The organism is Alteromonas sp. MmMcT2-5 (genome assembly GCF_022348315.1).
In the GTDB taxonomy this organism is placed as follows: domain Bacteria; phylum Pseudomonadota; class Gammaproteobacteria; order Enterobacterales; family Alteromonadaceae; genus Alteromonas; species Alteromonas macleodii.
Map to the genome: position 1 here is coordinate 30,112 of NZ_JAKRFB010000038.1, position 12,288 is coordinate 42,399.

A 12,288-nucleotide genomic window follows, 5' to 3' on the forward strand; every position below is an offset into this window, starting at 1 on the left:
AGGCAAAGTTGTATTCTCTGCGCTTAAACATTAGGTTTGGACGTGAGGATATTGTTAAGCCTTGAAAATATTATCTGAGATTTAGATATTTTTAAGGAAGAAAGTCGAGGATAAGTGCTATGAAGTCGCTACCCGAAGAACCAGAGAAACCATTAAGAGACGATTGTTGCGGCGGAGGTTCGTGTTGCCCATGTATTTGGGACGTATACTACGAGAAGCTTGCTAAGTGGAAAGAAGCAAAGCGAGAATTTGACGAGTTAGCGAATAATGAGTCATCAGACACAAGATCTCCAGACTAACGATTCGAACTCGTATTTAGAGTACCGTGTTCGCTATTTCCTACTATTGAACAGCCCTTGAACGAGCTACCCTGTCTTAGAACTTGCCTAATTGAAACCGCCGCATGAGCGTTTGACAGTTCCATTTTTTAAACTTCTCATTTACAAATTTCTATTCTACTGCTATTTTATCTTAATCGATTAAGATTTTGATTTTCTGTGAGTCTCAACCAAATTTGGTCAGTCAATAACAGAAGATTAAGAATTAAGCTAAACCCGTAACATGGTTAATTTTGAATCTGCCAGACTGGTAGTGCTTAATTCGTAGTAATGTGTGCTCGCGATACGTAAGAGAAGTACGAGCAAGCGCATGCTGAATTTTGGAGAGTTATCATGTCTATACGCAATGGCGTTCAACTAATCACCTATGCAGACCGACTAGGCGATGGCAACATCGAGAGTCTAACAAGCATACTTCAGGGCCCGTTAGGTGGCCTGTTTACGGGTGTTCACATCCTTCCTTTTTACTACCCTTACGATGGTGAAGACGCGGGTTTCGATCCTATCGATCATACCTTGGTCGATGAGCGCTTGGGCGATTGGGACAACGTTAAAAAGCTTGGCGAATCGGTAGATATCATGGCCGACCTCATTGTTAACCATATGTCGGGGCAAAGTGAAGCGTTCAAAGACGTGCTGAAAAACGGGCGCGAATCGAGTTATTGGCCGCTGTTCTTAACCAAGGAAGATATTTTTAAGGGCAACGATCAAACGCAAATTGACGAACGAATAGCACAAGTGTTCCGCCCTCGACCCACACCGTTTTTCAGCGATTACGAGGTGGGCACAGAGACTGGTAACCCTGAAACCGTGCCGTTCTGGACAACTTTTACCTCTAATCAAATTGATATTGATGTGGAGTCACAGTTAGGCAAAGACTACCTATCTTCTATTCTTCAGTCGTTTACTGAAAGTAATGTTGATCTTATTCGCTTAGATGCGGCGGGCTATGCAATTAAACGCGCGGGTTCGAACTGCTTTATGCTTGAAGAAACCTTCGAATTTATCGAAGAATTATCAAACCGCGCACGTGGTATGGGCATGCAGTGTTTGGTCGAAATACACAGTCACTATCAAACTCAAATTGATATTGCTGCGCGTTGCGACAGTGTTTACGACTTCGCTTTACCTCCACTTGTACTACACACCTTGTTCTCTAAAAATGCAGAGGCATTGGCATACTGGCTTTCAATTTCGCCACGTAACTGCTTTACCGTATTAGATACCCATGATGGCATCGGCATTGTTGACGTGGGCGCGAATGGTGACAAACCAGGCCTGCTTACCGCAGATGCGATTAATTCGCTCGTTGACCAAATACATGAAAATTCCAATGGCGAGTCTAAAAAAGCCACCGGTGCCGCTGCAAATAATGTAGACCTTTACCAGGTAAACTGCACATATTACGATGCGTTAGGTAAAGATGACTTCGCTTATTTGGTTGCGCGCGCCATTCAATTTTTTAGCCCGGGTATCCCTCAAGTTTATTACGGTGGCTTGCTTGCTGCGCACAATGACATGGCGTTACTTGCTAAAACCAATGTTGGCCGCGACATCAACCGCCCATACTTGTCTACTGCCATGGTAAAAGAAGCCGTTGAGAAGCCAGTGGTTAAAGGTTTAATGAAACTGATATCACTTAGAAACGAAAGCGATGCATTCAATGGCGAGTTTGACGTAAATTACAACAATGACGAACTGGTTCTTTCGTGGAAAAAAGATAGCGATACCGCTTCACTAAACGTTAACTTCAGCGCAATGGATGCGACCATCACCACAGTAACCAATGGTGAAGAAAGTGTATTGTCTATTGGCTCATTGCTAGCTTAACATCCGACTGTTTAAAATTTTAGGTTAAAGTCCTTACAGCAAGAAGTAGCGCTTGGCACGTGTTAAGCGCTACTTCAAATGAATATCGTCTCGACTACCTATAGTCGTCATTATATGCCCTGCCCCATTCACACAGTTGCCGTAAGGTGGGCTCTAACGTTCGGCCTAAATCAGTCAAAGAATATTCAACACGAGGTGGCACTTCAGCAAACACTTTCCGGTTAACTAACCCGTCGCGTTCTAACTCTCTCAACTGCTGTGTAAGCATTTTTTGGGTAACGCCTTGCAGCCTCCTACGCAATTGACTGAAGCGTAGCGTTTTATGACAGAGATGCCACAAAATAACGCCTTTCCATTTACCACCGATAATCTCAAGCGATACCGCTACACCGCAAATGTATTGTTTAGGGTCGTTTGAGCTTTCACTAGCGCACTGTTTTGCATTCGCGGCGTTACCTTCGACTTTAGTAATCATATCGCACGGCTCTGTTTCTACACTTTTCAAATTTGTACCCATTTCGCCCTCTCAGCTCAATCAAGCAAAAGATACTGCTTCAATATCAGCTCGCCTTTTGCAAAAGCACACAAGCAAAAAGCTAAATATAACTCCAATAGTATCTTTTAGGGTACTACCATACTAAAAAGTGCATACTTGCACAAAGTTTATATATAGTCACAATGAGCAGTGTAAATTTTCGACCAACGGAGACAGGTATGACATCGTTTAAGGCTTTGCTTGTAGAAAAACAGGAAGACAAATCATTTACTCGTTCCATCACGGAGCGTTCACTCGATGATTTGCCAGACGGCACGCTGCTCATCAAGGTTGAGTATTCATCACTTAACTATAAAGATGCCTTGTCTGCGACAGGTAACCCTGGTGTCAGCAGAAATTTTCCCCATACCCCTGGCATCGATGCAGCGGGCACTGTGGTGTCATGTGATGACGGCCAGTTCAAAGAAGGCGATGAGGTTATCATCACAGGTTATGACCTTGGCATGAATACCTCCGGTGGCTTTGGCGAGTACATCCGTATACCCAGTGAATGGGCGGTACCTAAGCCAGATGGCCTTACCTTAAGGGAATCTATGGTTATTGGCACTGCTGGCTTCACAGCTGGGCTATCAGTACAAGGGTTAGTTGAACACGGCATAACACCTGATAAAGGTGATATCTTGGTAACGGGTGCTACAGGTGGCGTGGGCTCTGTGGCAATTGCACTACTAGCCAAAGCTGGCTTTTCTGTAGTGGCATGTACCGGCAAAAAAGAACATGAGTCGTTCTTGAAAACCCTCGGCGCAAATAATGTAATAACTCGCGACGAGTTGTTAGAAAGTAAAGAGCGCCCTATGTTGAAAGAGCTATACGCTGGCGCCGTTGATACAGTAGGCGGAGAGTATCTAGCACAGGCAATCAAAGCTACGCAATATGGCGGCGCGGTGACGTGCTGCGGTCTTACGGCTGCTGCAGATCTTAACGTGAGTGTATTTCCATTTATCTTGCGAGGCGTTTCATTGCTTGGAATCGACTCTGTGCAGTGTCCAATGCCTCCCCGTTTGAGGTTGTGGGACAAGCTTGCTAGTGAATGGAAGCTAAACTGCCTTGATGACCTTACCGAGGAAGTGACCCTTGATGCGGTAAATGAAAAAATAGACGCAATCTTAAAAGGGCAGATTTCTGGCCGTACTTTGGTTAATGTTCGAGGCGAAGTACATAAAAAGAAGGCACCTTAATATGGTGCCTTCGGTTTATCTGACTCGCCCCGACGAGTGACTAGTTTCCGTCGTTACTGATTTTTTTAGACAAGTGAATGGTATTACGGAATATAACCTTAAGCACGCTTTCTTTAGAAGCCCTCTAGTACTAACTTACCTATAGCACGCCCTTCTTCTAAAATTTTGTGTGCGTCGATTAAGTTATCAGCGTTAATTTTACCTAAGTGTTTGCCAACGGTAGTTCTAATTTTGCCTTCGTCAATAAGCGATGCTACATGAGTAAGCAGACGGCTTTGCTCTGCCATATCGTCGGTCTCAAACATTGAACGCGTAAACATAAACTCCCAATGAAGTGACAAGCTCTTTTGCTTAAGCTTGGCCACATCAAGACTTTCTGGGTCGTCAATTAGCGCCAGTTTGCCCTTCGGCTTCATAACTTCAACAAAGCTATCAATGTACTGGTGTGTGTTATTTAAACTTGCGACATGCGTCACTTCACCAATGTTTAAGGCCTTGATTTGCTCAGCCATAGGCTTGCTGTGATCCACTACGTAGTCGGCACCTAACTCCTGAACCCAGCTTTTTGAGCTTTCACGCGAGGCAGTGGCGATCACGGTAGCCCCCGTTAGTACTTTAAGCAATTGCAGCATAATAGAACCCACGCCACCAGCTGCGCCTACCACAAGCACAACCTCATCGCTCTTTTCACTTTGTTGCCTTAGAGCAAGATGATCAAACAACAATTCGTATGCTGTGATTGTGGTTAGAGGAAGTGCCGCAGCATCGCTGTCTGACAGAGACTTAGGCGCTTTACCGACAATACGTTCATCAACTAATTGAAACTCTGCGTTTGAGCCGGCTCTGGTAAGGTCGCCAGCGTAGTAAACTCTGTCACCAACTGCGAACTCGGTAACATCAGCGCCTATATCAACGATTTCACCTACTGCATCCCACCCCAGAATTTTGGGATCACCTCCATTAGGATTAACGCGATGACGAATTTTATAATCCACAGGGTTAACTGCTATCGCACTTATTTTTACAAGTAAATCTCGACCCGACGCGCTGGGCTTTTCGATGTCAATATCCACCAGTGCATTAGGCTCATTAATACCAAGTGAGTGGGTATAACCAATAGCTTTCATCATTTGTTTCTCCTTTGAGTAATATCATCATCATACTCTTGATTAAATTTGGATAAACAGCACAATAAAAGAAACATTATCAAATAGTTTTTGAAAGCCATGTTACTCGACGACTTGAATGTAGTAATAAAAGTTGCTGAATTTAGAAACATTACTGCAGCAGCGACACATTTGAATATGCGTACAGCAACCGCAAGTGCTGCGGTCAAACGCGTAGAACAGGCCCTTGGTGCCGAATTGTTTGTTCGCACCACCCGCTCACTACGTCTGTCGTCTGCGGGTGAAAGGTTTTTGCCTACATGTGAACAGGCCATGTTGATGCTGACGAACGCTAAGCAAAACCTGAAAGGTGACACCGGTATTATTGAAGGCGAATTGCGGCTGGGTTTGTCGTCGGACTTGGGAAGAAACGTAGTTGCTCCATGGCTTGATGACTTCATGGATGAGCATGACAAAATAACCGTAAAGCTCAACCTGAGTGACAGCAACATTGACTTTTATCGCGATCCCGTCGATTTAGCGCTAAGGTACGGTACTCCAACCGATGCGAATGTATACGGTTTCAAAATTTGTGATGTACCAAGTTTACTTGTTGCCTCCCCATCTTATATCAGCTCTCATGGTGCCCCTGAAAAATTTGAAGACTTGCAAGCACACAACGGGCTTTTTTACCAACTACACGACAAGGTATATAACGAATGGGAGTTTTTTCACAAAGGGACACCGCTGAAGATAAAAATGCGAGGCAACAGAACCGCAAACGACGGAGAAATAGTAAAGCGTTGGGCCGTCGCGGGTAAAGGTATTGCTGTTAAATCTGGCTTAGATGCGTGCGACGACATTTTAAAGGGTAGACTTGTAACCTTGTTGCCCGAATATCAACCTAAACCGAAACAGCTTTGGCTGATTTGCCCTAGCCGCCAATCTATTACTCCAGCAGTAAGACTATTCAGAGATATGCTGAAAGAGCGCTGCGCTGAATGTTTAGCGCAGCTAGCCGCATTCAACGTGTCAAAATATCAAAAATAGACGAGTATCTGTGCATTTACTTTTGAATACTTTGATTTAGCTGTACGTAAGCTTCCTCAAAACCTGTCAATGATATGGGTAAGGTAACTTGCTGGTTTTCAGATTTTTGAAACGCTATTAGCATAGTCTGTCCATTGTGCATTTGTTTCAAAAGTTCATTGTCGATTTTCACTATACTTTGGCAAGACTTCTCGTCACAGCCTGAGAATGGCACTTGTATGGATGCAAAATCGTCTATTTTTACTCCTACACCATTTTTTGTGAGTGTATTTTTTGGAAGCTTTATTTTCAATACTGGAAAATCTTGCGAATAGGAGTAGTCAACGTTGACGCCCAATAGCACTTTTTTTGCTTCTTTGTCTTTGGCAACGAGCTGGCTGAGCGTACACACAGATGAATCATTACATAGCAAACTCCAACTACCAAAGTCACTTGTGGTTACAGCCCATGAAAAGAACGATGCAAATACTAAACTAACTGCTACTAAATATTTCACTTTCACCTCTTAGCAAAACGGGGAGCGCACGCTCCCCCTCTTTTATGACAACTTTATTGCTTCCGCTTTCTTATGACAAGCGTAGCAAACATTGCACTTAGCATTAGAAATAGAGTATTGGGTGTTGGCACAGATACAGGATCAGGTACAAACACAGTAACGGCATTCTGGTTCATATTAACAACGCCAGAACCATCGAAAGTGAGGCCGGTTACAAATGCGTCAGGCGTAGGCTCGAGCATATTCGAAACATCAATTCCCATAATTCTGAAGCGGTCAACTGGGGTATTGAAGTCGTACTCCTCACCACCAGTGATATCTGTGCCTGTATCGAACCAATCCATCAGAACATTGTCCCAAAGAAATAGGTCAAACATGTTGTCGTCGTAACCTTCAGGCAAAAGTACTGACGCGATGTTTGGACCACTATTTACAATATAGTCATAGCCTACTGCTACATCTGGGTCGATGAATACAAGTTCATCTGGATCATCGATAGAGAATTCAAATTCATAGTCTGTAGGTGTTTCTGGATTAACAATTGGCAATATAGGGTTTTCTGGAGTATCACCCGGTAGTACGCCATCGCGAATAGCAAACTTCCAAATACCAGGCGTGCCCGTGTTGCTGTTACTTTCGTCTATATCAGCGATAGCGGCGGTTTGAGACCCCGGCACAGTGAAAAAGTTTTCCCCATCTCCCGCGTCATAACCCGCTTGTGCTGGAACGCCGTCTGACGCACTACCTGAAGTCCAGCCGATATCTTCATATCTAAACTCAACGTCGAAATTTCCCGCACCTGTGTCTTCCCGATCAATTAACACTAATTGGAACGTGTTTGTGGGGTTACTGTTTTGACTGTAGTAACCAACATCGTTCCATGTCACTACCAGCGTGTTTTCATTCGGTGAACCGATAAACACGTCGCCACACTCTGCACAGCGCGTATCTACATCGCCCCAAAATGGCGCGATCATTGGCTGGTTGCTTATTGGGAAGGGTCTTGGCGTAAAAGAGCTCACAGTGCCATTGAAGGTAATATTACCGTTATTGTTAATGAAGAATCTATCGTATGAAGTACCAAAGAAATTTACGCCACTATCGAAGGCAAGCGATTCAAATGCGTCAAATACGATAGCGCCCGATGAACCGTCGTCGTTACCATTCATCGCTAAGTTACCAAATCCACTTTCAGTAGAGCCTTCCCAGCCGGAAAGGAGCACTGAAGCATTGGCTGTGGTGCTTGAGATTGAGAATGCTAGCGCTGCGCTCGCCAGCAGGGATAATGAAAAACGCGAAGACTTTTTCATGTATACGTCCTTGTAGTTTATGTTAATAAGAATTTCATTATTTAGCAGACCCGATTTAGCAAAGTGTAAGCCAAATCTAAAATAGCTTTTAAATACAGAAGCTTAAAAAATAAATAATGAATTAGTTTAATATAATGTAAAAAAACCTGACATCCTTGTCTTTAGATTTTCAGACGTACTATCGCTTGTATTCAGCAGGTATGCCTTTGCCTGGTGTGCTCATTTTAATAAACTCGCGTAGGTCTTGGTTGGACTGTTTTAAGTCGTCGCGACGCAGATACATCATGTGGCCACTGCGATATCCCTTAAAGCTCAAACGGTCTTTTAAATTGCCACTTTGATCGAGCTGCCACATCGTATACTTGGCATCAAAGTAGTTCGTTGCGCCGTCGTAATAGCCAGCTTGAATCATCACATTCAGATACGGGTTTTGCGCCATGGCCAATCGCAAGTTCTCACCCGTTTGATTATTGCTTCTATCCCATGGGTGCACGTTTCCAAACATGTTGTACTTAATATCAGTTTTGTAGTTTAACTCTTCACGCAAATAGTAATTAATAGCGGGCGTGAACGAATGAAGCCATGATGTTAGCTCAGCCCAATAGTCAGGGCGGTCGCCGCTTTGCTTAGCATCTATACCCAAATAGCGGCTGTCTAAACGACCTAGCGTCTTCCCTTCCTCGCGCAGTAAGTCTTTCCAGAAAAATGCAGTGCTCACGTCTAAGTTGTTTTGCGCAATAGACGCTTCACTTAACCCAGAATAGCGCGCCATTTGCTTTAACACATCGCGCTTTTCCGTTTCACCAATGAAGCCACCTTTGGCCAGAGCAGGAATAAGCGTATTGATGGTGAAGTCTTCAACTTCAGGCAATAGCTCAGTAAGATCTTTGTTTTGCAACGCGGGTTCAAGCTTATTGTGATACCACGCCGCGGCAGCAAAATAAGGCAGTCGATTAGCGGCTTTTACCGGCCCGTTGCGCTCTATACCAATATCGGTTGGCGATACAAGCACAACGCCGTTTAAGTACATCCATTGGCGATTTTGAAGCTCTAATGCTAATCCTGACACACGCGTCGTGCCGTAACTTTCACCGATAAGATATTTAGGTGAACGCCAGCGATTATTACGCGTTACAAAAGTATTCACCCAGTCTGCCAAATAGCTAATATCGGCGTTTACACCAAAGAACATTTTCTGCTGTTCATCTTGCGATGGCATGCTGCCGTCAGCTTTAGGCAGCACACGGCTGTACCCTGTATTCACTGGGTTAACAAACACAATGTCTGCCACATCCAAAATGGAGTAAGGATTGGTTTGAACACCATAGGGCTGAACTGGATAGCCCTCATCATCAATATTAAGAATACGAGGGCCTGTGTAGGCTACATGCATCCACACTGACGCAGAGCCTGGACCACCGTTAAAAGAAATAATAAGCGGGCGCTCAGTATTCTCTTTTACGTCAGTGCGCTGATAGTAAGTGTAAAACAAAGTGGCAACCGCTTCGTCTTTACTGTTCCAAACCGGTTGAGTACCCGTGGTGGCACTGTATTTTACACGCTTGCCTAGGATTTTAGTTTCGTGCTCTGTCACTACACTGCTATCAATTTTTATTGAACGAGCATGTGCAGATGCGCTTTCTTCTTGCGCTGAAGCACTGGTAGTTAAGCTTACAAAAGCAATTAAGGCTGCCGTTAACCATGCTAGGGTCGAGTGCGATTGCGCTTTGTGTTTATTTTTACCCAGACTTAATAATACGGGCGATGTATTTCTAACTAAGGATTGAATATTCATCATTATTATCTTTGAGTGTCGTTAATTTTATCTTTTTTGTGTTGTCTTTGTATTGCACGCTTTACTATATCGCTGTTCACATGACAGCTTAGCAATGAACGACAAAACGACCAATTTCTTCGATACATTTCTGTAACACGGTTAAGCCTTTCAAATATTCTCAGGGCCATTGATTTTTATGTGTGTAATGAGTTCAGGGAAAAACGTTAAGAATCTCGCTTCAATCTCGTCTCTGTTCGTATTAATATCATCCACAGCATGATGAAACGTGTTGGGGAAACGAATACGTTTAGCAACCACAGCAATCGCCTTAGCAATGCCCTCTTCTTTAGCATAATCTTCAAACCAGTCATGGGTTATCATATGCCCAACACTGTGCTGCATCGTTCTCGGCATAGTGGGCAATCGCTGTTCTAACAATGCGAAACTCTGTTCCCTGAAGTCGTCAAAACCCTGTGCTGTAAACGACGCCCAATGTTTAATTAGCAAGTGATCGAAGTAGATATCTAGCGCCACAGGTGCAAAGCGCCGACGACTTTTATGAAATAACGCCTTTGCTGCTAAGACGCTGGTATGACTGTCGGTGAACCTATCGACTTCATAGTGGTTTTTAAGACCTAGCTGTACCGCTTGTCCAAACTCTTTAATATCAACACCCCGCCTGAAATCACCGAGTAGGTTACCGAATTGAGAATCGGCAGTTGGTCGGGCTAAGAAAAGATGGGCAAGATAATTCATTTTGTAATTTATTGGCCTCTATTTTAAGTTGTAAGGGCTTGTAGGTATCAAGTAAAATTGCGGTTCAATTCAGATACGCTGAATTTTGTGCTTTTATAAACCGAAACTGCCGAAACTAGCGTTGGCAGCAGCCAAATTCAAATGTAACTGAAAAACCGTAGCACTTAAAATTGAGTTTCAACATGTCTGTAACCTCCACTTCTGAAGTCACGTCTCTACTTTCACCAATCAATGCCTTTTTACATTGCGAGACGCCTCAGTCGTGGATAGACGAAGCGCAGAAAGAGGAAAACCTTCGCGTTATCCTTACTGACCACCTAATTTGCGAGCTTAAAGCGGCTCAGTCGGCTATGTACCTACTTCGCCGCTATGTGGCCGATGAAGAAACCAGTAAGGTATTGCTGGGCTGGTTGAAACCTTACGAAGACTTCACTTACCGCCACGAAGGCGATTGGCAATCGCTTAATACTAAGCACCTTTCCAAAAATGTATTTAACACAGAAGGGCTAGACCCTTTTAAAAAAGACATGCTTGATAAAATGGTCATGCTAATTAAAGAAGAGCTTCATCATTTTTACCAAGTGCTAGAAATTATGCACGAGTTGGGGTTTGAATATAAGTCGGTAACATCCAGTCGTTACGCAAATGGCTTATTGCGTCACGTACGCACTTACGAACCTGAAAAGCTCATCGACAAGCTCATTTGTGGTGCCTACATTGAAGCGCGCTCCTGTGAACGCTTTGCCAAACTTGCGCCGTATGTTTCCGAAGATTTAGGCAAGTTCTATGTGTCGCTGTTGCGCTCTGAGGCCAGACACTTTGAAGACTACCTAACGCTGGCTGGGCAAATCGCTAAAACTGATATTTCAGAGCGCGTTGCCCACTTCGGAAACGTTGAAAGATCATTGATTGAAAGCGACGATGACGAATTGCGTTTCCACTCAGGCGCACCACGCTAAAGTTAACGCTTTGCATCCGTTTATAAATTAATCAATTTATGTTGACGGCTTAGTCATTCTGCTGCACACTCAATTTGTAAACATATTGTTAACGGCAGTGTTTAGCGCTTTGCGCTGTGTTTGTGTTTCCTTGGTTTTACGGTTAGTCCGTGTGTTCTCCCTGCCTCACAACAATATTTTTTAAAATAATAACGTTGGTGAACAAGGCAGGACTTTATGATTTTAAATCATTTAATTGGTATTTACACTCATCCAAAAGAAGAGTGGCAAACCATTGATACCAAACACGAAACCTATTTTTACGCGCTTACCCATATCGCTTTTATATCTCTCATTCCATCACTCGTGGCCTATTATTCCAGTGCCCATACTGGCTGGAGTATCGGCGCAGGTGACATAATTCGCCTTAGCGAAAATACCGCAATTATGATGGGTATAGGCATGTATTTTGGCTTAATTGCAGGCGTGGTCGCATTGGCCGTACTTATTCATGAGTTGGCTAAAGCGTTTGATGCGACGCCAACTTATACGCAGTCGCTGGAACTTGCGGCCTACACGGCTACACCGTTGTTTATGGTGGGCTTCGCAGGTCTTTACCCAGAACTCTGGGTAGTGATGACGGCGCTGTTAGTCGGTATTAGCTATTCGGTATACCTGCTCTACTCTGGCGTGCCAATTTTGATGCATATGCCAGAAGATAAAGGGTTCATTTACTCAAGCTCGGTAGTGACATGTGGGCTAGTATTGCTCGTTATTCTAATGACAGGTTCAGTTTTGGTGTGGGGTCTGTCCGGCGGACCAGTATTTGTTCACTAGCCTCTTTCATTGAAATAATGTGTCGTCCTAATATAGGTTGACAGTTATTAGGCCAGCTCTCGAAGCTGGCCTTTTCTATTATGCACTGCGTTAGGCGTTTCCATATCTAATGCTAA

12 protein-coding genes are annotated in these 12,288 nt (G+C 43.9%); 6 read left to right on the top strand and 6 right to left on the bottom strand.

Annotation, left to right across the window (positions count from 1 at the left end):
- Positions 1-119: 119 nt before the first annotated feature.
- Both MHN09_RS15225 and gtfA read left to right on the top strand, forming a co-directional pair.
- On the top strand, positions 120-299 hold the full coding sequence (locus MHN09_RS15225) for an oxidoreductase-like domain-containing protein (protein WP_014949928.1): 180 nt from the start codon (positions 120-122) through the stop codon (positions 297-299).
- A 372-nt stretch (positions 300-671) separates the two neighbouring features.
- The gene (gene gtfA, locus MHN09_RS15230; RefSeq protein WP_239241324.1) at positions 672-2,168 is read left to right on the top strand and encodes a sucrose phosphorylase; all 1,497 of its coding nucleotides are present in this window, start codon (positions 672-674) and stop codon (positions 2,166-2,168) included.
- 94 nt (positions 2,169-2,262) lie between these two features.
- On the opposite strand, the gene MHN09_RS15235 is transcribed toward gtfA, so the two are convergent.
- Positions 2,263-2,643: a helix-turn-helix domain-containing protein gene (locus MHN09_RS15235; protein ID WP_231514360.1), complete on the bottom strand. Its 381-nt coding sequence runs from the start codon at positions 2,641-2,643 to the stop codon at positions 2,263-2,265.
- A 239-nt stretch (positions 2,644-2,882) separates the two neighbouring features.
- Here MHN09_RS15235 and MHN09_RS15240 point away from each other — a divergent pair, with 239 nt between their 5' ends.
- A complete protein-coding gene (locus tag MHN09_RS15240) occupies positions 2,883-3,902 on the top strand; it encodes a YhdH/YhfP family quinone oxidoreductase (protein WP_239241326.1) in 1,020 nt (339 codons plus the stop codon).
- Positions 3,903-4,015: 113 nt separating this feature from the next.
- Here the strand turns inward: MHN09_RS15240 and MHN09_RS15245 are convergent, their stop codons facing one another.
- The gene (locus MHN09_RS15245; protein ID WP_239241332.1) at positions 4,016-5,029 is read right to left on the bottom strand and encodes a zinc-binding alcohol dehydrogenase family protein; all 1,014 of its coding nucleotides are present in this window, start codon (positions 5,027-5,029) and stop codon (positions 4,016-4,018) included.
- Between the two features lie 99 nt (positions 5,030-5,128).
- Between MHN09_RS15245 and MHN09_RS15250 the strand changes: the two genes are divergently transcribed.
- The gene (locus tag MHN09_RS15250) at positions 5,129-6,058 is read left to right on the top strand and encodes a LysR family transcriptional regulator (RefSeq protein ID WP_239241328.1); all 930 of its coding nucleotides are present in this window, start codon (positions 5,129-5,131) and stop codon (positions 6,056-6,058) included.
- Positions 6,059-6,074: 16 nt separating this feature from the next.
- Here the strand turns inward: MHN09_RS15250 and MHN09_RS15255 are convergent, their stop codons facing one another.
- The 4 genes from MHN09_RS15255 to MHN09_RS15270 form a co-directional block, all read right to left on the bottom strand.
- A complete protein-coding gene (locus MHN09_RS15255) occupies positions 6,075-6,554 on the bottom strand; it encodes an invasion associated locus B family protein (RefSeq protein ID WP_049586867.1) in 480 nt (159 codons plus the stop codon).
- A 53-nt stretch (positions 6,555-6,607) separates the two neighbouring features.
- Positions 6,608-7,864, bottom strand: coding sequence for a nidogen-like domain-containing protein (locus MHN09_RS15260; RefSeq protein ID WP_101565064.1), 1,257 nt, complete (start codon positions 7,862-7,864; stop codon positions 6,608-6,610).
- Positions 7,865-8,042: 178 nt separating this feature from the next.
- Positions 8,043-9,659, bottom strand: a complete 1,617-nt coding sequence (locus MHN09_RS15265; RefSeq protein ID WP_080986399.1) for a carboxypeptidase — start codon at positions 9,657-9,659, stop codon at positions 8,043-8,045.
- A gap of 150 nt (positions 9,660-9,809) precedes the next feature.
- On the bottom strand, positions 9,810-10,397 hold the full coding sequence (locus MHN09_RS15270) for an ACP phosphodiesterase (RefSeq protein ID WP_049586864.1): 588 nt from the start codon (positions 10,395-10,397) through the stop codon (positions 9,810-9,812).
- A 182-nt stretch (positions 10,398-10,579) separates the two neighbouring features.
- Here MHN09_RS15270 and miaE point away from each other — a divergent pair, with 182 nt between their 5' ends.
- Positions 10,580-11,356, top strand: coding sequence for a tRNA isopentenyl-2-thiomethyl-A-37 hydroxylase MiaE (gene miaE / locus MHN09_RS15275; RefSeq protein WP_049586863.1), 777 nt, complete (start codon positions 10,580-10,582; stop codon positions 11,354-11,356).
- A 216-nt stretch (positions 11,357-11,572) separates the two neighbouring features.
- Complete coding sequence (locus MHN09_RS15280) at positions 11,573-12,172, top strand: Yip1 family protein (RefSeq protein ID WP_014949940.1); 600 nt, start codon at positions 11,573-11,575, stop codon at positions 12,170-12,172.
- Positions 12,173-12,288 lie beyond the last annotated feature (116 nt).